20 protein-coding genes are annotated in these 22,572 nt (G+C 66.2%); 10 read left to right on the top strand and 10 right to left on the bottom strand.

From position 1 onward, the window contains the following. Positions 1 to 63 precede the first annotated feature (63 nt). Positions 64 to 1,167, bottom strand: coding sequence for a recombinase RecA (recA, locus tag AC57B5_RS17610; RefSeq protein ID WP_496400011.1), 1,104 nt, complete (start codon positions 1,165 to 1,167; stop codon positions 64 to 66). 147 nt (positions 1,168 to 1,314) lie between these two features. Here recA and AC57B5_RS17605 point away from each other — a divergent pair, with 147 nt between their 5' ends. The 3 genes from AC57B5_RS17605 (at position 1,315) to AC57B5_RS17595 (ending at position 4,186) form a co-directional block, all read left to right on the top strand. Next, positions 1,315 to 1,815, top strand: a complete 501-nt coding sequence (locus AC57B5_RS17605) for a MarR family winged helix-turn-helix transcriptional regulator (RefSeq protein ID WP_012202807.1) — start codon at positions 1,315 to 1,317, stop codon at positions 1,813 to 1,815. A gap of 99 nt (positions 1,816 to 1,914) precedes the next feature. Further along, positions 1,915 to 2,589 carry a response regulator gene (locus AC57B5_RS17600; protein ID WP_012202808.1) on the top strand — a complete coding sequence of 225 codons (675 nt, stop codon included), beginning with the start codon at positions 1,915 to 1,917 and terminating at the stop codon, positions 2,587 to 2,589. Positions 2,590 to 2,683: 94 nt separating this feature from the next. Beyond that, positions 2,684 to 4,186 (top strand): sensor histidine kinase, encoded by a 1,503-nt coding sequence (locus AC57B5_RS17595; protein ID WP_496400010.1) that lies wholly within the window; start codon positions 2,684 to 2,686, stop codon positions 4,184 to 4,186. Here the strand turns inward: AC57B5_RS17595 and AC57B5_RS17590 are convergent. Next, entirely contained in the window at positions 4,143 to 5,153 is a 1,011-nt protein-coding gene (locus AC57B5_RS17590) for a LysR substrate-binding domain-containing protein (protein ID WP_496400009.1), read from the bottom strand. The genes AC57B5_RS17595 and AC57B5_RS17590 overlap by 44 nt on opposite strands. Before the next feature lie 109 nt (positions 5,154 to 5,262). Here AC57B5_RS17590 and AC57B5_RS17585 point away from each other — a divergent pair, with 109 nt between their 5' ends. Beyond that, positions 5,263 to 6,231, top strand: a complete 969-nt coding sequence (locus AC57B5_RS17585) for a Bug family tripartite tricarboxylate transporter substrate binding protein (protein ID WP_012202811.1) — start codon at positions 5,263 to 5,265, stop codon at positions 6,229 to 6,231. Positions 6,232 to 6,406: 175 nt separating this feature from the next. Further along, positions 6,407 to 7,339: an N-formylglutamate amidohydrolase gene (locus AC57B5_RS17580; protein WP_496400008.1), complete on the top strand. Its 933-nt coding sequence runs from the start codon at positions 6,407 to 6,409 to the stop codon at positions 7,337 to 7,339. A gap of 75 nt (positions 7,340 to 7,414) precedes the next feature. On the opposite strand, the gene AC57B5_RS17575 is transcribed toward AC57B5_RS17580, so the two are convergent. From AC57B5_RS17575 to AC57B5_RS17565, 3 genes are read right to left on the bottom strand one after another with little or no spacing between them, the layout of a single operon-like run. Further along, on the bottom strand, positions 7,415 to 8,161 hold the full coding sequence (locus AC57B5_RS17575; RefSeq protein ID WP_199138210.1) for an SPOR domain-containing protein: 747 nt from the start codon (positions 8,159 to 8,161) through the stop codon (positions 7,415 to 7,417). Between the two features lie 35 nt (positions 8,162 to 8,196). Next, entirely contained in the window at positions 8,197 to 9,027 is an 831-nt protein-coding gene (locus AC57B5_RS17570) for a biotin--[acetyl-CoA-carboxylase] ligase (RefSeq protein WP_012202814.1), read from the bottom strand. Further along, positions 9,024 to 9,686: an SET domain-containing protein gene (locus tag AC57B5_RS17565; RefSeq protein WP_013804571.1), complete on the bottom strand. Its 663-nt coding sequence runs from the start codon at positions 9,684 to 9,686 to the stop codon at positions 9,024 to 9,026. Before AC57B5_RS17565 ends, AC57B5_RS17570 begins: the two co-directional genes overlap by 4 nt. A gap of 127 nt (positions 9,687 to 9,813) precedes the next feature. Between AC57B5_RS17565 and AC57B5_RS17560 the strand changes: the two genes are divergently transcribed. Together AC57B5_RS17560 and AC57B5_RS17555 are read left to right on the top strand one after the other, a co-directional pair. Then, on the top strand, positions 9,814 to 12,729 hold the full coding sequence (locus AC57B5_RS17560; protein WP_445608473.1) for a DNA topoisomerase III: 2,916 nt from the start codon (positions 9,814 to 9,816) through the stop codon (positions 12,727 to 12,729). Between the two features lie 203 nt (positions 12,730 to 12,932). After that, entirely contained in the window at positions 12,933 to 13,712 is a 780-nt protein-coding gene (locus AC57B5_RS17555; protein WP_013804569.1) for a tyrosine-protein phosphatase, read from the top strand. A 647-nt stretch (positions 13,713 to 14,359) separates the two neighbouring features. Here the strand turns inward: AC57B5_RS17555 and AC57B5_RS17550 are convergent. Both AC57B5_RS17550 and AC57B5_RS17545 read right to left on the bottom strand, forming a co-directional pair. Continuing rightward, complete coding sequence (locus AC57B5_RS17550) at positions 14,360 to 16,885, bottom strand: penicillin-binding protein 1A (protein WP_496400007.1); 2,526 nt, start codon at positions 16,883 to 16,885, stop codon at positions 14,360 to 14,362. Positions 16,886 to 17,048: 163 nt separating this feature from the next. After that, positions 17,049 to 17,618, bottom strand: coding sequence for a ferritin-like domain-containing protein (locus tag AC57B5_RS17545; RefSeq protein WP_013804567.1), 570 nt, complete (start codon positions 17,616 to 17,618; stop codon positions 17,049 to 17,051). Between the two features lie 241 nt (positions 17,619 to 17,859). Here AC57B5_RS17545 and AC57B5_RS17540 point away from each other — a divergent pair, with 241 nt between their 5' ends. The 3 genes from AC57B5_RS17540 to AC57B5_RS17530 all read left to right on the top strand — a co-directional run bounded on the left by AC57B5_RS17540 (position 17,860) and on the right by AC57B5_RS17530 (position 20,122). After that, the gene (locus tag AC57B5_RS17540; RefSeq protein WP_180318300.1) at positions 17,860 to 18,366 is read left to right on the top strand and encodes a glutathione peroxidase; all 507 of its coding nucleotides are present in this window, start codon (positions 17,860 to 17,862) and stop codon (positions 18,364 to 18,366) included. 119 nt (positions 18,367 to 18,485) lie between these two features. Beyond that, on the top strand, positions 18,486 to 19,550 hold the full coding sequence (locus tag AC57B5_RS17535; RefSeq protein ID WP_496400006.1) for an asparaginase: 1,065 nt from the start codon (positions 18,486 to 18,488) through the stop codon (positions 19,548 to 19,550). A 113-nt stretch (positions 19,551 to 19,663) separates the two neighbouring features. Continuing rightward, entirely contained in the window at positions 19,664 to 20,122 is a 459-nt protein-coding gene (locus tag AC57B5_RS17530; protein ID WP_013804563.1) for an RDD family protein, read from the top strand. 37 nt (positions 20,123 to 20,159) lie between these two features. Here AC57B5_RS17530 and AC57B5_RS17525 read toward each other — a convergent pair whose 3' ends face one another. The 3 genes from AC57B5_RS17525 to AC57B5_RS17515 form a co-directional block, all read right to left on the bottom strand. Then, positions 20,160 to 20,603 carry a lysozyme inhibitor LprI family protein gene (locus AC57B5_RS17525; RefSeq protein ID WP_496400005.1) on the bottom strand — a complete coding sequence of 148 codons (444 nt, stop codon included), beginning with the start codon at positions 20,601 to 20,603 and terminating at the stop codon, positions 20,160 to 20,162. After that, complete coding sequence (locus AC57B5_RS17520) at positions 20,591 to 21,331, bottom strand: LysM peptidoglycan-binding domain-containing protein (RefSeq protein WP_047326375.1); 741 nt, start codon at positions 21,329 to 21,331, stop codon at positions 20,591 to 20,593. The genes AC57B5_RS17525 and AC57B5_RS17520 overlap by 13 nt, the downstream gene beginning before the upstream one ends. A 606-nt stretch (positions 21,332 to 21,937) precedes the next feature. Continuing rightward, on the bottom strand, positions 21,938 to 22,546 hold the full coding sequence (locus AC57B5_RS17515) for a hypothetical protein (RefSeq protein WP_496400004.1): 609 nt from the start codon (positions 22,544 to 22,546) through the stop codon (positions 21,938 to 21,940). Positions 22,547 to 22,572 lie beyond the last annotated feature (26 nt).

The following is a 22,572-nucleotide window of genomic DNA, read 5'->3' as shown; positions in this document are numbered from 1 at the left end:
CGCCAAGATGGCAAACACAGTGTGTGCAGGCGCGGCAGCGCCTGCAGTGAGGGGTCAGGCCGCTCAGGCTTCGATCACGCCGTCCTTGTCGGCCTTGGCCTTGCCCGTCTTGGCGGCCTTGGCTTCGGGGGCATCGCCACCGGCCGTGGGCAGCAGGGCGATGCCCAGGCTGTCGCGCACCTTGTTCTCGATCTCCACGGCCAGGCCGCTGTTCTCGCGCAGGAATTCGCGGGCGTTGTCGCGGCCCTGGCCGATCTTCTCGCCGTTGTAGGCATACCAGGCGCCCGACTTGTCGAGGATCTTGGCGTTGACGCCCATGTCCAGGATTTCGCCTTCGCGCGAGATGCCTTCGCCGAAGAGGATGTCGAACTCGGCGGTCTTGAACGGAGGCGAGACCTTGTTCTTGACGACCTTGACCTTGGTCTCGTTGCCGATGGCCTCGTCGCCCTTCTTGATGGTGCCGGTGCGGCGGATGTCCAGGCGGACCGAGGCGTAGAACTTCAACGCATTGCCGCCCGTGGTGGTTTCGGGGCTGCCGAACATCACGCCGATCTTCATGCGGATCTGGTTGATGAAGATGACCATGCAGTTGGTCTTCTTGATGGTGGCTGTCAGCTTGCGCAGCGCCTGGCTCATCAGGCGGGCCTGCAGGCCGGGCAGCTGGTCGCCCATCTCGCCTTCGATTTCGGCCCGGGGTGTGAGGGCGGCCACCGAGTCCACGACGATCATGTCCACGGCGCCCGAGCGCACCAGGCTATCCACGATTTCCAGGGCCTGCTCGCCGGTATCGGGCTGGCTGATCAGCACTTCGTTGAGGTTCACGCCCAGCTTCTGGGCGTAGCTGGTGTCCAGTGCGTGCTCGGCGTCGATGAAGGCACAGGTGCCGCCCTGCTTTTGCATTTCGGCGATGACCTGCAGCGTCAGCGTGGTCTTGCCCGAGGATTCAGGGCCGTAGATCTCGATCACGCGGCCACGGGGCAGGCCGCCAACGCCCAGGGCGATGTCCAGGCCCAGCGAGCCGGTGGAGACGACCTGGATGTCCTGGATGGCTTCGCCTTCACCCAGGCGCATGATCGTGCCCTTGCCGAACTGCTTTTCGATCTGGGCGAGTGCGGCCTGCAGGGCCTTGGCTTTTTCACTGTTGGCGGTGGTGACGGCGGTGTTCATGCGGACTCCTGGGTTGGCTGGGGTTTCAGCTCTGTATTTGCATTCAGGCTGGATGCTTGAACAGTAGTTTATGGGCTTGTTGGTTTGTTTTGTTGGTGTTTTTAGTCAGTTTTCCTGACTTGTTGGATTTGCCTCCACAATGCATCCATGAGTGAGTTTTCCCCCGTCACGCCGCCCGCCGATGCCTGGCGCCAGACCCACCTGGGCCGCCTGCTCGGCCATGCCATGCGGCGGTTCGACGCGCGTGTGCTGCAGCTCATGGCGCGCGATGTGGAGGTGCCGCTGGCGCTGTCCAATCTTGCGGCGCGCGACAAGGTGGGTGCGGCCCACATCCACATCACGCGGCATCTGTCGCTGGCTGGCGACAGGCTCACCGACCTGGCCGAGCGCGCTGGCATGACCAAGCAGTCCATGGGCGACCTGGTGGCCCAATGCGAGGCCTGGGGCCTGGTCACGCGCGAAAGCGACGAGCGCGATGCGCGCGCACGCCGCATCCGCTTCACGCCTGCGGGCCTGGCATGGCTGCAGGCCTTCCATGACGCCGTGTCCCAGGCCGAGGCCGAGTTCCGCGAGGAAGTCGGCGACGACATCGCCACCGTGGTGGCGCTGGGGCTGGAGGCCTATGCGGGCGGCGGCTCACTCGGGTAAGGTCCCTGCCCGTGGGGCGGGGCGCATCCTAGAATCCTAGGAATCAAAGACGCGCATTGCCAACATCCAGAGCGCGTCTGTATTTCAGGAGACAACCCCATGCGCATTCTGATTGCCGAAGACGACCAGGTCCTGGCCGATGGTCTGCTGCGCAGCCTGCGCGGCTCGGGCGCCGTGGTCAGCCATGTGGCCAACGGCAGCGAGGCCGATACCGCGCTGATGACCAGCAGCGAGTTCGACCTGCTCATCCTGGACCTGGGCCTGCCCAAGATGCACGGGCTGGAAGTGCTCAAGAAGCTGCGCGGCCGGGGCGATGCGCTGCCGGTGCTCATCCTCACGGCGGCCGACAGCGTGGAAGAGCGTGTGCAGGGGCTGGACTACGGCGCCGACGACTACATGGCCAAGCCGTTTGCGCTGTCCGAGCTGGAGGCGCGTGTGCGCGCGCTCACGCGGCGCGGCATGGGTGGCGCCAGCAGCACCATCAAGCATGGCCCCCTTGTCTACGACCAGGCCGGCCGCGTGGCCACCATCGACGGCAAGATGGTCGAGCTGTCGGCGCGCGAGCTGGGCCTGCTGGAAGTGCTGCTGCAGCGTGCGGGCCGGCTGGTCAGCAAGGACCAGTTGGTCGAGCGCCTGTGCGAATGGGGCGACGAGGTCAGCAACAACGCCATCGAGGTCTATATCCACCGCCTGCGCAAGAAGATAGAGCGCGGCCCCATCCGCATCGCCACCGTGCGCGGCCTGGGCTACTGCCTTGAGAAGATCGCTTCCTGAGGCAGCTGCCCCGGCTGTCAGGCCCGGGTTGGCTTGCCTGCGCATAGTGGCGGATGCCACGGGGCCGTGAACCCGTCGTGAGGGCTGCCCGCCGATGAAAATCTTCCAGCGTGAACAGCGCTCACTGTTCGGCGAGATCCTTGACTGGATGCTCACGCCGCTGCTGCTGCTGTGGCCCGTGAGCCTGGCGCTGACCTGGCTGGTGGCCCAGGGCCTGGCCAACAAGCCGTTCGATCGTGCGCTGGAGTACAACGCCCAGGCGCTGGCGCAGCTGGTGATGGTGCAGCAGGGCAAGGTGCTGTTCAACCTGCCGCAATCGGCCAGCGAGATCCTGCGCGCCGACGAGTCGGACACCGTGTATTTCCAGGTGCTGGGCGTCAAGGGCGAATACCTGGCCGGCGAGCGCGATCTGCCGCTGCCGCCCGAGTCCGACGATCCGCCATCCGGCGATCTGTCGCCCGGCGGTGCACCGACCGGCGGGGCCGTGCAGCTGCGCGATGCGGAGTTTCGCGGCATTGACCTGCGCGTGGCCCATGTCTGGGTGCGCATGCCCCTGCCCGACGAGCCCCAGGCCCTGGTCCAGGTGGCCGAGACGCGCGAAAAGCGCAGCGTGCTGGCCACGGAAATCATCAAGGGCGTGATGCTGCCCCAGTTCGTCATCCTGCCCCTGGCCGCCTTGCTGGTGTGGCTGGCGCTGGCGCGCGGCATCAAGCCGCTGCACCGGCTGGAGGAGCGCATCCGCGCGCGCCGGCCCGAGGACCTCTCGCCCATCAACCACAAGGACGTGCCGCTGGAAGTCGTGCCGCTGGTGGACTCGGTCAACGACCTGCTGGGGCGGCTCGGTGATTCGCTGGCCACGCAAAAGCGCTTTCTGGCCGACGCGGCCCACCAGCTCAAGACACCGCTGGCCGGGCTGCGCATGCAGGCCGAACTGGCCCAGCGCGAGGGCGTGAGCACGGAGGAGTTGCGGCAGTCCCTGGCACAGATCGCGCGCTCCAGCATCCGCGCCACGCACACGGTGAACCAGTTGCTGGCGCTGGCGCGCGCCGAGAGCGCCGGCGTGGGCCGCGGCCTGGCCATGCAGCCCTGCAACCTGGTGCGCATCGTCACCGACGTGGTGCGCGACTGCCTTCCGCGCGCCATGGACAAGCATGTGGACCTGGGATACGACGGCGCCGAGTCATCGGCCACGGGCGTCTGGCTGCAGGGCAACGCCACGCTGCTGACGGAGCTGGTGCGCAATCTCGTGGACAACGCCATCAACTACACGCCTTCCAGCAGCAGCCGGCCCGGCATGGTCACGGTGCGCGTGCTGGTCGATCCCTTCGGCCAGGTGCTGTTGCTGCAGGTGGAGGATTCGGGACCCGGCGTACCCGAGGCCGAGCGCGAGCTGGTGTTCCAGCCGTTCTACCGCGTGCTGGGCTCGGAGGCCGATGGCTCGGGCCTGGGCCTGCCCATCGTGCTGGAGATCGCTCGCCAGCATGGCGCCCAGGTGGTGCTGGAAGATGCGCATCCTGGCCAGCAGCCGCCGGGTGCGCGTTTCAGCGTGCGCTTCAAGGCGCTGCGCTCGCCGCCGTCGCCCAAGCCTGCGGCATAGGTGGCGGGGCTTCCCCGGCTGCCGCAGATTCCCCGGGAGCCACAGGCGCCACCGCGATCCGTCCCGGCGTCTGCGCGGCATGGTCCACCAGCCAGTTGCGGAAGATGCCCAGGGTGCCGTGGTTGGCGCGGTCGGCCGGATAGCACAGCCAGTAGCCCAGGGCGCTCTGGTAGCCGTGCTGGGGCAGGGGCTCGTTCACCAGGCCGGCCGCGATCTCGTCCTGCACCAGGCAGCGCGGCACCAGGGCGATGCCCATGCCGGCCATCACGGCGCGGATGATGGTCTGGAACTGGTCGAACTGCGGGCCCGCAAGGGGGCTGATGCCGTTGACGCCATGGGCCTCGCTCCAGCGCGCCCAGGCATCGGAAATGGTCACATGGCGCAGCCGGGTGCAGCGCGCCACGTCCTGTGGGGTGGTGATGCGTGCCTCGGGGCCCGCGCCACGCGGCGGTGCGATCAGGGCCACCTGGCGGCCCACCAGATAGTGGGCATGCGCGCCATTCCAGTGCCCGTCGCCAAACAAAATTGCGCAGTCCAGCCCCGGACTGTCAAATTGGTAGCTGTGTACGTAGGGTACAAAGTGCAGCGTGATCTGTGGATAGCGCTGCTGAAACTGGGGCAGCCTGGGGATCAGCCACTTGGCCGCGAAAGTCGGCAGCGATGACAGGTGCAGCGCGCCTCGGCTGTCATCGCTGGTGATGAGTTCGAGGGTGGCTGCCTCCAGCTGGCCCAGCAGGGCGCGCACTGCGCGCTCATAGCGCTCGCCCGCGGGCGTCAGCCTCAAGCGCTTGCGCTCGCGTTCGAACAGCGGCACGCCCACCCATTTCTCCAGCTCCTGGATCTGCTTGCTGACTGCGCTTTGCGTCAGGTGCAAGGCTTCGGCCGCGCGCGAGACGCCCCCGAAGCGCACCACGGTGGAGAAAGCGCGCAGCAGATGCGTGGGCGGGTTGAGGCGGCGCAAACTCATGACAGGGATATGATGAAAGTATTCCTGTTTGGAATATTAACAGGCACAGTATTTGCTTTTTTTGTGAGCAGATTTCTTTTAATCTGAACTTGTTTGTAAGAAAGATCCTATGCAACGACGTCATTTCCTTGCTTCCATCGCCGCTTCTTCTGTCGTTCCTGGAATGTCCTTCGCCCAGGACACCTCCCGTCCCCTGCGCATCGTCGTTCCGTTCCCTGCTGGTGGCTCCACCGACATGGTCCCGCGCAACATGCAGGACGTGCTGCCCAAGCTGCTGGGCGGCCAGGCCGTGGTGATCGAAAACAAGGCCGGCGCTGGCGGCTCCATCGGCATGGCCGAAGTGGCGCGTGCCACCGACGGCGTGACCTTCGGCATCGCCACGCTGTCCACGCACGGCGTGAACCCCGCCGTGTTCAAGAAGCTGCCCTACGACGCCATCAACGACTTCGTCGGCGTGACCGAGATCGTCAAAGCCCCCGGCGTGATCGTGATCAACCCCAAGCTGGTGCCCGCCAACAACTTCGCCGAGTTCGTGAAGTACCTGAAGGCCAACCCCGGCAAGGTCAGCTTCGCAACACCCGGCAACGGCACCATCGGCCACATGTGGGGCGCCCAGTTCATGAAGAGCACGGGCACCGAGATGCAGCACATTCCCTACCGCGGTGCAGGCCCGGCCATCAACGACGTGCTCGGTGGTCAGGTTCCCGTGTACTTCGACCAGGTGGCTTCCTCGCTGCCCCACATCAAGGGCGGCAAGGTCAAGGCCCTGGCCGTGTCCTGGCATGAGCGCCTGGACGTGCTGCCCGACGTGCAGACCTACGCCGAAGCCGGCCATGCCGACCTGAACGATCCCTCCTGGTTCGGCCTGGTGGCCCCCAAGAGCACGCCGCCCGAGCAGATCGCCCGCGTGCAAAAAGCCATCGCGGCCGCGCTCAAGGACCCGGCCGTGCAAAAGCGCATGGCGGCCCAGGGTCTGTACATCTCCGGCACCAGCAGCGACGCTTTCACCAAGCAGATCGCCAGCGAAGTCGCCAAGATGAAGAAGATTGCCGCCACGGCCCAGATCCAGCTGGATTAAAGGCTCCCCCTGAGGCGCTTCGCGCCTTCCCCCTCTCTCGCTTCGCGGGAGGGGGACGACGCCCTCGCTGCGGGGCGGCCCTTGCTCGGCGTCCCTGGCCTGGGACGCGCCAGTTTCATGGCGGGCTGGCCGCAGCGCAGCGGTGCAATGCGTAACCGAGATAGACCACTTCCTCATGCATCCCGTCCTGCGACTGATCAGTCAGAACTTCCTGCAATCCCTGCCCGGCGCGGCAGGCTCCGGCGCGGCTGATGCCGCGCCGCCCATGGTCACCAGCGTTGCCGGCGCCAGTGCCGTGGTGCTGGACTCGCCGCACAGCGGCACGGTCTACCCGGCGGACTTCGGCTCCTGCCTGCCGCTGGCCACGCTGCGCCAGGCCGAGGACACGCATGTGGAGAAGATCTACGCCTTTGCGCCGGGCCTGGGCGTGAGCTGGGTGGAGGCGCATTTCCCGCGCATCTACCTGGATGCCAACCGCGACACCACCGAGATCGACACCACCATGATCGAGGGCCGGTGGCCGCTGCCCGTCACCACCGACCAGGTCGTGCTGCAGAAGGTGCGCCTGGGCAAGGGCCTGATCTGGAAGTTCACCGATGAGGGCGTGCCCATCTATGACCGCCAGCTGCCCGCCGCTGAACTGCTGCAGCGCATCGAGCGCTGCTGGAAGCCCTACCACGCCGCCGTGGAGCGCGCCATCGACGGCGCCCATGCGCGCCATGGCTACAGCATCCATATCAACTGCCACTCCATGCCTTCCGTCGCAGCCAGCCACGCCACGCTGCACCCGGGCCTGGTCCATGCCGACTTCGTCATCGGCGACCGCGACGGCAGCACGGCCAGCCCGGCGCTGTCCGAGCGCATCTGCGCCTTCCTGCGCGAGCGCGGCTACAGCGTGGACTACAACCATCCCTACAAGGGCGTGGAGCTGGTGCGCCGCTACGGCAAGCCCGCCGAGCACCGCCACAGCATCCAGATCGAGATCAACCGCAAGCTCTACATGAACGAGCAGACCCTGGATCTCGACCAGGCCGGCTACCTGCGCCTGACCACCGACCTGAAGGTGCTGGTGGAGCAGCTGATGGCCACCGATCCGCGTACGCTCTGAAGCCCCTGCGAGTGAAATGCAAAAGGCCCGCGATCACAGGATCGCGGGCCTTTTTTCATCGTGCCCTGGCGGGGCTCAGCAGGGCCTGAACGGCTTGCCCTCGAAGGCCTTGCCGCCCATGGACTCGACCTGGCTGCGCAGCGCGGGCGTGGCCTGGGGCAGGCGCAGCGTGTAGAGGGTGATGTCGGGGCGCTCCTGCACCACTCGGGCCGTGCGCACGCCCTGGCGCGCAACGTTGGTCAGCTCGCGCGTGGCCGCTTCCTCGGAGGAGAAGCGGCCCAGCGACAGGCCCGGCTCCAGCGCGCCGCCTGCGCGGTCGAAGTCGATCTTGCGTGCACGCAGTTCCGCGCGCTTGCGCTCCAGGAACTCGGCATCGGGGAATTTGCCCATGTAGACCATCCAGCGGCCCGGCTGGTGCGTGCTGCTCAGGTCCCACTGGTCGCTGGCGACCTGGGCGATGAGGCCGCGGCGCAGCGCCTCGGCATGGCGGTCTTCGATGCCCGTGGCCACCAGGCAGCTGGTGGGCTGGCCCGCGGCTTTCTCGGGGCGAGCCGGTGCGGCGGGTTCCTCGCCACTGGCAGGGGCAGCAGGTGCTGCGGGTGCCGCAGGGGATGCAGGAGCCGTGGCCGGGGTGGCCGAGGAGGGGGCTGGCGCGTTGTCCACACTCAGCAGGCTCAGCGCCTCCGGGCGCACCTGCTGGCCCAGGCGCTCGGGCTCGGTCTGGGATGGCGGTGCCAGGCCCAGGGCCTGGAGCTGGCCGTGGTTCCAGAGGTAGTAGCCGGCATTGGCCAGCACCAGCAGCAGGAAGGCGATTCGCAGCATGTCGTTTCTTGGGCCCTAGTGATGAGTCACCCGCCCTAGCCTACAGCAGCCGGGCGCACGCTGATTTCCGAGCTGGTGATGGCCTGCAGGCCGCGCGCCGTGCGTACCAGCAGCGCGCCATCGGGGCCCACGCCCTCGGCCGTGCCGCTTTCGCCATCGCTGAGATTGACGGCGCGGCCACGCAGCAGGTCGCGCTGGGCAAAGCGCTCCACCAGCGGCGCAAAGCCCTGAGCGGCAAAGGTCTGTATGTCGGAGACCAGGCCCGGCAGCACGCAGGCCAGGGCTGTGGGTGCGTCCAGGCGTTCGTCCAGCTCCAGCAGGCTGGCCGGGGGCGTGCGCATGCCGTCGCCGGGGCGCGGGCGCACGTTCAGGCCGATGCCCACGACCACGTAGCGCGGTGTGCCGGGCTCATGCGCGGCGCTGCCGACAAAACTGGCCGTCTCGATCAGGATGCCGCCGAGCTTGCGGTCGCCGTCGATCCACAGGTCGTTGGGCCATTTGAGGCCGATGCGCGGGCGCTGCGAGCCCGGGGCGGGCAATTGCGGCTGCAGGCTTTGCGCCACGCTCAGGCCCACGGCCAGCGACAGGCCGGACCAGTCGGCAGGCGCCAGCGGCATGCCCAGCGAGAAGGTCAGCGAATCGCCCACGCCGCTGGTCCACTGGCGGCCCAGCCGGCCCCGGCCGGCGGTCTGCACTTCGGTCACCAGCAGCACGGGTTCGTTGCGGCCATCGCGGGCGCGCGCCATCAGCTCGGTATTGGTCGAGCCGATGCTGGGCACGATTTCCACGGAAAAGCCCGGCAGTTGCGGCTCGATGGCCTGCCACAGCGATTCCGCAGGCCAGTGAATGGGGGACGATGCCATCATGCGCCGGCCTTTGTGGAGGATTTGCGGGATTTTTTCCTTGGTTTTTGGGGGGCCTTTTCCAAGGGCTTTTCCAAAGGCTTTTCCGCTTTGACCTGCTGCTTTTTGGCCCGCTTTGTCTTTTCAGATTGTTCCGATGCCGGCTTTGCGCTGGCCGGCAATGCATCGCCGGGCATGGGCGGGCGCCAGCCGCGCTTGGGCGCCAGCAGCGTGCCTCTGCAGGTGGCCGCGCCGCACCAGCATGGATACTCGGCCTTCAGCTTCCTGGTGTAGGGTTCGTCGATGATCAGGCCGTAGTCGTAGCTCAGCTCCTCGCCGGCGGCGATGTTGCGCAGCGCGACGATGAAAATCCGGCCATCGCGCTCATCGGTGTAGCAATTGGGAGCGCAGCTGTGGTTGATCCAGCGCGAGGAGTTGCCGCCATAGTTGGCGTCGATCACGCGGTCTTCGTCCACGTGGAAGTAGAAGGTATGGTTGGGCTGGCTGGGGTCGTGCGGATGCCGGTCCTGGGCTTCCTGCCAGCTGACGATTTCCCCTACGTACTCGACAAGGACCTCGCCTTCGGCAAGATCCTGCGCGGCGAAGACGCCCTTGCCATGGACACCCGAGCGGCGGGTCTGGATACGGCGGCCGCCGGAAGGGGCCAAAGCTGTGCGGGGCATGTTTTCTCTGATAACTTGAATAGGCACACATGCGCGTGCGCGTACACGTACGTACACGCGTGAGCCATGGATTGTAGAAGCGCAGGCTGCGACATGCAGGTCCTGCGGGGAATGACGAGTACACACAATGACAAAGACCCTGGTGATTGCTGAGAAGCCTTCGGTCGCGCAGGACATCGTCCGCGCGTTGACTCCGGTGGCGGGCAAATTCGACAAGCACGATGAATACTTCGAGAGCGAGCACTACGTCGTGACCAGCGCCGTGGGCCACCTGGTGGAAATCCAGGCGCCCGAGGAGTTCGACGTCAAGCGCGGCAAATGGAGTTTTGCCAACCTGCCGGTGATTCCGCCGTATTTCGACCTCAAGCCCGTGGACAAGACCAAGAGCCGGCTCAATGCCGTGGTCAAGCTGGCCAAGCGCAAGGATGTCACCGAACTCATCAACGCCTGCGACGCGGGCCGCGAGGGTGAGCTGATCTTCCGCCTGATCGAGCAGTACGCCGCAGGCGCCAAGCCCGACGGCAAGGGCCTGGGCAAGCCGGTCAAGCGCCTGTGGCTGCAGTCCATGACGCCGCAGGCCATCCGCGACGGCTTCCAGAACCTGCGCAGTGACGCGCAGATGCTGGGCCTGGCCAGCGCAGCGCGCAGCCGCTCCGAGGCCGACTGGCTGGTGGGCATCAACGGCACGCGCGCCATGACGGCCTTCAATTCGCGCGATGGCGGCTTCTTCCTGACCACCGTGGGCCGCGTGCAGACGCCCACGCTGTCCCTGGTGGTGGAGCGCGAGGAAAAGATCCGCAAGTTCGTGAGCCGCGACTACTGGGAAGTGCATGCCGCCTTCGATGCGCAGGCCGGCCAGTACCTGGGCAAGTGGTTCGATCCCCAATGGAAGAAGAGCGAGGATGCGGAAGCCCGCGCCGACCGCATCTGGAACCAGCGCGACGCCCAGGCCATTGCCGACGCCGTGCGCGGCAAGCCGGCCCAGGTCACCGAGGAGTCCAAGCCCACGTCCCAGGCCAGCCCGCTGCTGTTCGACCTGACCAGCCTGCAGCGCGAGGCCAACGGCAAGTTCGGCTTCTCGGCCAAGACCACGCTGTCGCTGGCGCAAAGCCTGTACGAGCGCCACAAGGCCCTGACCTACCCGCGTACCGACTCGCGTGCCCTGCCCGAGGACTACGTGCCCGTGGCGCACCAGACCTTCGCCATGCTGGCCGGCAGCGGCATGCGCCACCTGGCGCCCTTTGCCCAGCAGGCGCTGGACGAGAACTACGTGCGCCCGACCAAGCGCATCTTCGACAACAGCAAGGTGTCGGATCACTTTGCCATCATCCCGACCACGCAGGCGCCCAGCGGCCTGTCCGAGGCCGAGCAAAAGCTGTATGACCTCGTCGTGCGCCGCTTCATGGCCGTGTTCTTCCCCAGCGCCGAGCACCAGGTGACCACGCGCATCAGCAAGGTCGAGCAGCACAGCTTCAAGACCGAGGGCAAGATCCTGGTCAAGCCCGGTTGGCTGGCCATCTACGGCAAGGAGGCCGCCAACGAGGTCGAAGGTGGCAAGGACGGCGACAAGGGCCAGCCCCTGGTCGCGGTGCAGCCCGGCGAGCAGCCGCGCGCCGGCCAGGTCGATCCCAAGGGCCTCAAGACCAAGCCGCCCGCGCGCTACTCCGAAGCCACGCTGCTGGGCGCCATGGAAAGCGCCGGCAAGCAGGTCGAGGACGACGAGCTGCGCGAGGCCATGCAGGAAAAAGGCCTGGGCACGCCTGCCACGCGCGCGGCCATCATCGAAGGCCTGCTGACCGAAAAGTACATGCTGCGCGAAGGCCGCGAGCTGATTCCCACGGCCAAGGCCTTCCAGCTCATGACCCTGCTGCGCGGCCTGGGCGTGGAAGAACTCTCGCGCGCCGACCTCACCGGCGAATGGGAGTACAAGCTGGCGCAGATGGAAAAGGGCCAGCTCTCGCGCGATGCCTTCATGCAGCAGATCCAGTCCATGACGGAAAAGCTGGTCAAGAAGGCCAAGGAATACGACCGAGACACCGTGCCCGGTGACTACGCCACCCTGTCCACGCCTTGCCCCAACTGCGGCGGCGTGGTCAAGGAGAACTACCGCCGCTACGGCTGCACGGGCAGCGACGGACAGGGCGCGGGCTGCGGCTTCTCGTTCACCAAGTCGCCTGCAGGTCGCACCTTCGAGACGGCCGAGGCCGAGCAATTGCTGCGCGACCGCCGCCTGGGCCCGCTGGACGGCTTTCGCTCCAAGGCAGGCTGGCCCTTCGTGGCCGAGGTCACCATCGTGCACGATGAGGAAGGCGGCAACTACAAGCTCGAGTTCGACTTTGGCGACGACGCCGCCTCCGAAGACACGGGCGAGCTGGTGGACTTTGCCAGCCAGCAATCGCTGGGCCCCTGCCCCAAGTGCGGCGCGCCGGTCTTCGAACACGGCAGCAACTACGTCTGCGCCAAGGCTGTGCCCACGCTGGCCCAGGCCACACCCAGCTGCGACTTCAAGAGCGGCCAGATCATCCTGCAGCAGCCCATAGAGCGCGAGCAGATGCAAAAGCTGCTGCAGACCGGCAAGACCGACCTGCTGGACAAGTTCGTCTCCAACCGCACGCGCCGCAGCTTCAAGGCCTTCCTGGTCTGGGATGGTGCGGCCGGCAAGGTGAACTTCGAGTTCGAGCAGCGCGACAGCAAGTACCCGCCGCGCAAGACGGCGGCCGCCAAGAGCGCGCCGGCCAAGAAGGCGCCGGCCAAGAAGGCCGCGGCCAAGACCACGGCAAAGACGGCCACCAAGACTGCGCGCAAGCCGGCCGCCGGCACGCTGCAGCCCAGCGCGGCCCTGGCCGCCGTCATCGGCGAAGGCACGGTGGCGCGTACCGAAGTGGTCAAGAAGCTGTGGGAATACGTCAAGGCCCAGAACCTGCAGGACCCCAAGGACAAGCGCGTCATCCGCGCCGACGACAAGCTGCGCCCCGTCTTCGGCAAGGACAGCGTAAACATGTTCGAGCTGGCTGGCATCGTGGGGAAACATCTCACCCCCTGAGGCGCTTACGCGCCTTCCCCCTCTTTACTCGCTCCGCGAGGGAGGGGGACGACGCCCTCGGTGCGGGGCTGCCCTTCCTCGGTGTCCCTGGCTTTGGGGCGCGCCAGTTTTGAGGGCAGTGTTTGAGCTCTACACCAGCGGGTCGCCGGCCTGACATGGGGGCAACACATGCTTGGGCTAATCTAGCGGGCATGGATACCGAAATGCTCACCCCGGCAGCGGCTGCCGCCGCTGCTTCCTCCCTGGCGCCCTCGCGCTCCATCCGCCTGGACGGCGCCTCCAACTTCCGAGACCTTGGTGGCTACACGGGCCTGGATGGCCGGCGCGTGCGCTGGCGCACGCTGTTCCGTGCCGACCACTTGGCCGGCCTCAGCGCAGCGGACCTGGACGTGCTGCAGGGCCTGAAGCTCGCGCGCAGCGCGGACTTCCGGGGCAAGATGGAAAGCGCCCACCTGGCCTACGAATGGCCGGGCATTGCCCGCCATGCGCTCATCGTCGAGCCCACCGTGGTGCAGCGCGCCAGTGCCCTGATCGCTGCAGGCAACGACCTCACGGCCGCCCATGCCGAGGAGCTGATGCAGGACACCTACCGCAGCTTCGTGCACGACTACGCGCCACGCTTTGCACAGCTGTTCCAACTGCTGCTGGACAGCCAGGACCCGCTGGTCTTCCACTGCACGGCCGGCAAGGACCGCACGGGCTGGGCCGCCGCCCTGCTGCTCACCGCGCTGGGCGTGGACGAGGACACCGTGATGCAGGACTACCTGCTGACCAACCAGCTCTACCAGCGCCCCGCCACCACCTTCGCCCCCATGCCGGCCGAGGTGATGGATGTGCTGTGGCGCGTGCAGGCGTCCTACCTGGCGGCGGCCACCGACATGGTGCGGGCCGACTTCGGTGGAATGCAGGGGTATCTGCGGGATGCGCTGGGCATCGACAGTGCGGCACGCGAGCGGCTGGCTGCGCTTTACCTGGAAGGGTGATTACCTTCGCTCACGGGGCGGCGGGTTGGCGCGGCTAACATGGGCTGTGCCGGTCGGTTGCGCCGGAGATGAAGGAGATTGCGATGAAGTACGGCATGCGTGGGCTGGCCGCGATGGTGCTGGTGGCCCTGAGTGTGGGGCTGGCTGGTTGCGCGGGCGGGGTGCCTGGGGATGTTTCGGGGAGCCAGGCGTCCAGTGGCAGTGGGGTGACGGTGTTTGGGACTGTGGATGCCAATGTGAGTCATACGCGGACTTCGCGGTGACTTGTTTTCTTGCCTGATCTGGGCTGATCTTCTGGACTGATTTTTGCTGCTTGCCTTTGCGGCGGGCAGGAGCCGGGTTTCGGCCCGGCGGCCGACTCCCTTTCTTATCGCGCGATAAGAAAGGAAGCAAAGAAGCGCGCCCCGCACTGCCCACGACCCTTCGCTTCGCTACGGGCGACCTGCGTTGGGCGGGATGTGGGGTGCGCCGTGAAACTCGTTGCGCGCTGCGCGCTTCACTCAAACATCACGGCGAGTCAGATGACGAAGCAGCCCAGTCCTTCGGCAGGGCTGCCACCCCGCATCCCGCCCAACGCAGGCGTGGGCAGAAGGGGGAGGCTGAAGGACAGCCAACAGCCAACAGCCAGCAGCCAGCAGCCAGCAGGGTCAGGGCTGGATCGGCGTGATCACCACGCCGGTGCCTGCGGGGGCGTCTTCGCCGCCGGGCAGGGCTGGCGTGGCGGGGGTGGCTTCCTGCACTGCGCGCTGGTCCGTGGGGCCCAGCGTGCCCTGGGTGAGGGGGATGCTGGGAGCGGGCAGGGCGGGGGTGCTTTCTATGATTTCCTCGCCGGGCGACAGGCCCGGGCCGGGTGGGTCCGTGGGCTCGGGTGCGGGTTCAGGGGCCGGTGCTGGCTCCGGGGTGGTGGGTTGGCCGGGCTGGGCGGGCGGCGGCTGGTCAGGCCACCAGTCCTGCATGCGTTCGCGCAGGCGGACGACCATGTCGGACCACCAGTGGCTTTGTTCGGGCGGCGCGAAGCGGGCCTTGGCGTCGATGACGGGGCTGCGCAGGGCGCGGGACATGAAGTCTCCCACCATGGGCAGGGCGCTGCGCGAGCCCTGGCCCCAGCGGTCGCTGCGCAGGGTGATGCGCGGGTCGTTGAAGCCGGCCCAGGCGCCGGTGACGATTTCCGGGTGCATGAGGATGAACCAGCCGTCGGCATTGCCCTGGGTGGTGCCGGTCTTGCCGGCCACGTCTGCGTGGATGCCGTAGCGCTGGCGCACGGCCACGGCCGTGCCTTTGTCCACCACGGCGCGCAGCATGTCCACCAGGGCGTAGGCGTGGTCTTCGTCCAGCGCGCGCTCGGGCTTGGGCGGGCTGAATTCGGCAATGACTTTGCCCTCTGCGTCCTCGATGCGCGTGACCATCATGGGCGGCAGCCAGCGGCCACCGTGGGCCAGGCTGGCATAGGCGTTGACCATTTCCAGCAGCGACACCGGGCTGCTGCCCAGGGCCAGGGCGGGTACTTCGTCCAGCGGGCTCTGGCGCACGCCCAGGGCGCGCGCCAGGCGCGCCACGCGGGCGGGGCCCACGGATTGCATGACTTCGGCGGTGATGGTGTTCTTGGAGTAGGCCAGGGCGTCGCGCAGCGTCATCTCGCGGCCCGTGGGTGGCGTGGCGTCGGTGGGGCGCCAGACTTCGCCGCCGGGCAGCTTGATTTCCACGGGGCCGTCCACGCGCTTGTCGTCGGGGGTGGCGCCCTGCTGCAGCGCGGCGCCATAGACAAAGGGCTTGAAGGTCGATCCGGGTTGTCGCCGTGCCTGCTGCACATGGTCGTAGGCATCCTGCGTGAAGTCGCGGCTGCCCACCCATGCCAGCACTTCGGAGGTGGCCGGGTTCAGCGCCACAAAGCCTGCCTGCACTCGGGTCTTGTCCTCGCGCAGCTGCTTCATGAAGGCCTTGTCGGCCAGCAGGGCCTTGAGGGTGTCTTCCTCGCTGTCCTTGTCCGTTGCCTTGTCCTTGCCTTGGCCGTCCGCGCGTTTGCGCGCCGCGCGCCAGGCGGGGGTCTCCCGCACCAGCTGTTGCACCAGCGGGTTGGCGGCATTCCAGCCGTCGCGCTGGCTCCAGGCGCCGTTGGCCACGCCCTGCAGCGTGCGCGTCTGGCGCGCCACGGCCTGGTTGGCCCAGTTCTGCAGGCGCGAGTCGATGGTGGTGTGCACCACCAGGCCGTCGGTGTAGATGTTGTAGTCGTTGCGGTCGGCCCAGTCGATCAGCCATTTGCGCAGCTGCTGCGCGAAGTGGGGCGCCATGCCCAGGGGCTCTTCCTGGCGCTCGAAGTTGATGCGCATGGGGCGCTTCTTGAGCTGGGCGAACTCGGCCTCCTGCAGCACGCCGCGCTTGACCATTTGCGACAGCACCGTGTTGCGGCGGTACAGCGCGCGGTCGGGGTTGAGCACGGGGTTGTAGTAGCTTGTGCCCTTGAGCATGCCCACCAGCGTGGCGCTTTCCAGCACCGTCAGCCGCGCGGCCGGCTTGTCGAAATAGGTGCGCGCCGCCATCTCTATGCCGAAGGCGTTGTAGAGAAAGGGCACGGTGTTCAGATAGGTCTCGAGGATCTCGTCCTTGGTGTAGAGCGCCTCGATCTTGAAGGCCGTGATCGCCTCCTTGAGCTTGCGGTTGAGCGTGGGCGCGCGGCCGATCTCGGTCGGGTACAGATTGCGTGCGAGCTGCTGGGTGAGGGTGGAGCCGCCCTGCGGATCGCCGCGCAGCGTGTGCACCACCGAGCCCAGCGTGCGCCGCCAGTCCATGCCGTGGTGCTCGTAGAAGCGGTGGTCCTCCGTGGCGATCAGCGCCTTGATCACCGAGGGCGACATTTCGTCGAGCTTCACCCACTGCCGGTTGCTGCGCTTGAACTGCGCGAGCTGCTTGCCATCCGCGCTCATGATCTGGGCGGGCTGCTCCAGCTTGGCCTTGCGTATGTCGCGGATGCCGGGCGTGAACGGGATCAGGGCCAGCACATACAGCGCGAACAGCAGCGGCAGCGCGGCGGCGAACAGCAGCCATTCGCGCCGCGTGGGCCAGCGGTGCCACCAGGGCAGGGCCGCCACGCGCTGGCCGATGCGGCTGGCCAGCAGCCTTTGCCAGGCTGCGAGCACAGCGTCGGGCAGCTTCAAGTCATTGAAAGAAAAGCGCATATTGCAAGACGGCCCTGATGACAGGACATCAGGGCCGATAGGGCGGGACCATTCCGCGAAGCCGAGAGAATGCCCAAAAAAACGGCACCCCGCTCGCGCGGGGTGCCTTGCCTATGGGCCAAGCCCCGGTATTGTCGGGCTGGCGGGTACTGGCGGGAAGTGCTTATTTCTCCAGCCAGTCGGACAGCTCGTCCGCATGCTCCTGCTCCTGCTCCAGGATGGATTCGATCAGCCGGCGCGTGGTCGGGTCCTTGTCGCCGATCAGGTCGATCATCTGGCTGTAAGCCTCAATGGCCACGCGCTCGGCGATCAGGTTGGTGCGGATCATGGCCTTCAGGTCCATCTCGCCGTTGTAGTCGGCATGGCTGCGCTGGGTCAGCGTCTGGGGATTGAAGTCGGGCTCGCCGCCCAACTGCACGATGCGCTGGGCCAGCTTGTCGGCGTGGGCCATTTCCTCGTTGGCATGGACCAGGAACTCGTCGGCAATGGCGGGCGAAGCCAGGCCCACGGCCGTGAAGTGGTGGCGCTTGTAGCGCATCACGCACACCAGCTCGGTGGCCAGCGAGTCATTGAGCAGCTTGATGATGTCCTCGCGCCAGGGCCCGAAGTGCGGGGTCACGGCGCCATCGTCCAGGCTGTGCTTGGCGGCCTCCAGGGCCTTGGGGTCCAGCGCCAGGTGGCCGTTGCCGGCGTTGGATTTGGCTTGCTTCGTGGGGGTGCTGTTGGGATTCATACGTGGTCTCTTCATCGTGGGACGGAAACTACGGCAGGCATGCGCCTATGCGGCTTGTAAACACCTGCCAGCGAAACGGGACCAGGCGGGCCGATGTGCCCGCCTGTTGCCTTCCAAGGTAAGTTTTTGGCCGCCTGCTGTCTGTGAGACAAGTCCGCATCCCCATGCCCGGCCAGCGCGCCCCCGGGTGTCCCTGGGTATCCCGGCGCTACCATGGGCGCTCCACTCCAGGAGCACCCGCATGAACGACACCGCCGCCGCGCCCCGCTCGGCCTACGACTTCGAGGCCACCTCCATCACGGGCCAGGCCGTCCCCCTGTCGGACTACCGCGGCAAGGTGCTGCTCATCGTCAACACCGCCAGCGCCTGCGGCTTCACGCCGCAGTACGCGGGCCTGCAGGCGCTGCATGAGCAGTACGGCGGGCGCGGCCTGGTGGTGCTGGGCTTTCCCTGCAACCAGTTCGGTTCCCAGGAAAAGGGCAGCGAATCGGAAATCGCCAGCTTCTGCGACCTGAACTTTGGCGTGCGCTTTCCGCTCATGGGCAAGATCGACGTCAACGGCGCCAACGCCCACCCGCTGTACCGCTGGCTCACGGCCGAGGCGCCGGGCGTGCTCGGCACCAAGGCCATCAAGTGGAACTTCACCAAATTCCTCGTTGGCCGCGACGGCCAGGTCATCCGCCGCTATGCGCCCCAGGATGCGCCGGCCAAGCTGTCCACGGACATCGAGGCCGCGCTGGCGCTTTGATGCGTTGATGCGCGCTGATCGCGCCTGTCCATCGGGGTTTCACGCAGGGCCGGCAGCGCGGGCCGGCCGCACGCCATGGTTAGCATGCTCCTTGACATCACAACAAGGAGACAACACCCGTGAAAGCCTTCCGCCGCACCGCCCTCGCCCTGCTCACTGCCTGCACCTTGCCCATGATTGCTACCAGCGCCGCCGCCCAGGAAAAGCCCGTGGTCCAGTTCATTGCCACGGGCGGCACCATCGCCATGAAGATCGACCCGGTCAAGAACGCGCCCGTGCCCGCGATCTCGGGCGATGACCTGCTGGCCACCGTGCCCGACGTGGGCAAGTACGCGCGCATCCAGGTCAACAACCTGTCCAACGTGCCCTCCGACTACATGGACCCGGCCCGCTGGGTGCAGCTCACCCAGGCCGTACAGGCCGCGCTAGCCCGCCATGAGGTGGCCGGCGCCATCGTCTCGCACGGCACGGACACGCTGGAGGAAACCGCCTTCTGGCTGGACCTGACCGTGCAGTCGTCCAAGCCCGTCGTGCTCATAGGCGCGCAGCGCAATGCCTCGGTGTCCGACTTCGACGGCCCGCGCAACCTGCTCAACGCCGTGCGCATCGCCGTGGACCCCAAGGCGCGCGACAAGGGCGCCATGCTGGCCATGAACAACCAGATCAACGCCGCGCGCTACGTCACCAAGACACACACGGCCAACGTGGAAACCTTCCGCTCGGGTGAGTTCGGCTTTCTGGGCGAGGTCTACCCGGACCGCGTGAACTTCGCCTCCGCCCCCGCGCGCCGCCAGCACCTGCCCATCCAGGCGCAGACCATGCCCGAGGTGGAGATCTTCCCCATGTACGGCGGCGCCAACGGCCAGGCCGTGCGCCAGGCGGTGGACCGTGGCGTCAAGGGCATCGTCATCGACGCCCTGGGCATGGGCAACATGAACGTCGCCATGCTCGATGCCGCCAAGTACGCCATCGGCAAGAACGTGCCCGTGGTCGTCAGCACGCGCGTGCACAACGGCCGCGTCATGCCCAGCTACGGCTTCGAAGGCGGCGGCAAGACCTCGTTCGAGGCCGGCGCCGTCATGGCCGACGATCTGCGCGCACCCAAGGCGCGGATCCTGCTGATGCTGGCGCTGCAGTCCGGCGTGACGGGGCAGAAGGACCTGCAGGCGGTATTCGATCGATAGTTCGACCGATAGGCCGCCGCAACCCTGCCGCGCAGGCCCTGGCCTTGCGCGGCATTTCTGGCGGGGCACCGAGGTGGCACACTGGCAGCCTCATATGCCAACCAGGGCGCACCATGCAGGATGACGATCTCGAATACGTGGGCTTCTGGGCCCGCACCGGCGCCGCGCTGATCGACACCGTGATCCTGCTCGTGCTCATGCTTCCGGCCCTGATCTCCATCTATGGCTGGGAGTACCTGGAGTCCGAAAAACTGCTGCACGGCCCGGCCGATTTCGTCATCACCTGGGTGCTGCCTGCCATTGCCGTCGTCATCTTCTGGATCAAGAAACAGGCCACGCCGGGCAAGATGCTCATCGCCGCCAGGATCGTGGACGCGCAGACCGGCGCGGACATGAGCACACGGCAGGCCATCATTCGCTACCTGGCCTACTTCGTGTCCATCATCCCGCTGTGCCTGGGGCTGATCTGGGTGGCCTTTGACCCGCGCAAGCAGGGCTGGCACGACAAGATTGCGGGCACTGTGGTGGTCAGGCCCAAGCACCGGGGGGTGCAGCCTGTGAAGTTCCGCTGACACGCACCTCAGGCGCGCCCGCATCGGGCGCTCCGTGCTATTTCAACGGCAGCTCGGATGTGGCATCGCGCAGCTGCGCGGCCCGCCCGAAGTTCAGTGCTGCAGCACAGGACAGGCGCCTGATCTCCGTCGCGTTGCCGGCTGCGCCGCCAGCCAGAGAAGCAAGCCAGCTGCATTGGGCATCGCGGTACTGCGTGAATTCCTTGCCGGAGGCGGACAGCCTGGCCTTGGCCTGGGCGGCATATTTGGCATCCTCATCCCATTGCCCCAGCGCGCTGGCTGCCTGTTCCTCGGCCTGCTTCAAGGCCTTGTGGCTGTCTGCGAGCCTGCGCGCCAGGCAGTCTCGCATTCCGGCCTGGGAGTGGGCACTGCATTCCTCGCGCAAGGCGCGCTCATCGGGTTGAGAAATGATTTCCGTGGCGACGCTCCACAGAGGAATGCAGGCTGCGAGTGCCAGGGTTGTCAGCTTTATTGTGCGCATGCGACCGCCTTTGCGCTGCGAACCAGCGATAGGGTGTGGTTGAGTTTACGTGCGTAGTTGGGATCGCCGCCGCCGTTGTAGCGTTGCGCCACCATGTTGGCGGAAATGGAGCGCCAGCCTGTAATGACGCGCTGGACGGACGCCTTCTGGTACCTCAAAACCTGCCCCGGCTGTAGCGTGGCCGCTTTGGGGTTGAGTCTCTTGAGTGTCTCTGGGGTGCTGCCCTGTGCCTTTGCAATCTTTTCCAGGCTGTCACCGCGTTTGACTGTGACTTCGTACATCTTCGGATCTGAAGCAGGCACAGTCTGGAACTCGAAATTGGCCATGCGCATGAGCAGATAGCCAATACCTGCATGAATATTGTGCGTGGGTATGGAGCGAACAGATCCCGTGGTCAGACGGCCCTTCCAGGCGGGCGGCAGAATCAGGTCGCTGCCTTCGTCATTCGACAGAAATGATGACAGCCCAGGATCTCCCGTGACACCGATTTGCATGGGCTTGGAGTTCCATTGTGAGTTATTGGCGCCAGTTTCAACCCATAGCATAGCCTTGATGAGTTGCCAGTCGAGGGACACGTATCCTGCTGTACTGGAAAGATGGCGGTTGTACTCGTTGACTGCCATTTGAATGTCACAGTCCCAGGCGTTCCACTTTGGGTCACCGACAGCTTTCGTAATGCCTTCTTTCCATTGCTCAAAGTCCATTTTTTGAGGTGCTTGAGTCGCCATATAAGTCCTGCCTGAGAGTTTCCCGGTTGGTGTCCGGCATTCTGGCATACAGGAGTTGAGGCCCTTCATTGCAATCCGCGGCGATATGCTGTGGGTGGAGCTATAGCTGCTCATGATCTGGTTGTTGTTTCAATTAAATACATATTGATCTGCTGGTTTTATTGATCCTTTGAGTCCGGCGGCAAGCAAAGGTCTTTCGAGTGAAGATGGACTTCCACCGTTGCATCGGTTGGTATACGAAGCGCAGGTCGTGGCCGTCAACTGTGCTGTTGCTGCGGTCCTGCCAAGAGACCCGCATTCCAGCGTCCATGCCTTGTTCTGCGGCTCGGTCGATGGGGGTTCTTTGGTGATGCCTGAAGACAGGCGCGGCACGAAGTGAGAGTCTGCGTGCAGACCTTGGACCAAGAGTACGGCCGCCCAGCAGAGTTCAGTTGGGTCAAGACCAAGTCGCAGCGATGCTGATGGCTTTGGTGGAAGGCGCCGGGTGCTATTGAGGCTCAGATCAGCGAACTGCTACTCAATCAGTTGACCATCGATGTGTGCATGCTGGCTGCCGCGCTATTTCGAGTTGGTAGCGCCGGGCAGCACCCGTCCGCTCCCCGTGGCTCAATCCTCGTCCAGCCCCGGCTCGTCCACCACGAAGCCCGAGCCGTCCTCGTCGCAGAACACGCATTGCTGCAAGAAGCTGTCCATGCTGCTGGCGTGGAACCAGATCAGGCCCTGGTCTTCGTCGCAAAGCATGTCGGTCTGTTCGTCCACGCTGGCGGCGGCAAAGCCGCTCAGTTCCATTTCTTCGAGGAACTGCTCCAGGTCCTCGCAGCCTGCAAACAGCTCATGGTCCAGGCTGCCGATGCGGCCCTTGAAGGCGCCGTGCAGCACTTCCACGAAGGGGTTGCCGCCGGGGTCATGGCCAATGACCATGAAGTGCGCGGCAAACAGGTTCTCGCGCTGGTGGTCCTCCACGTCGCAGTGTTCCGAGCCTGCGCGGAAGTGGTGCAGGGTGCGCAGCCAGGCGTGGTTGTCGCCGGTCTCGTCATCGGCCTGCAGGTAGTCCTCGCGATCGGGCGCCGCTTCGAGCCGGTCGAAGTCCAGGCCGTTCTGCGTGATCAGGAACTGCGCGTAGGCGTCGGAGAAGCCTTGCGCGGCCTGGTATTCGCGCACCACCTGGGCGTCGGGCAGGGCCAGGCCGAAGGGATTGGGAAAGCGCACTTGCATGGAACGGTCCTTGAAAAGGAGTGAAC

It is taken from the genome of Delftia sp. BGA-UO-ETr-SB1 (assembly GCF_059567865.1).
This window is presented reverse-complemented; position numbering and strand designations above follow the sequence as displayed.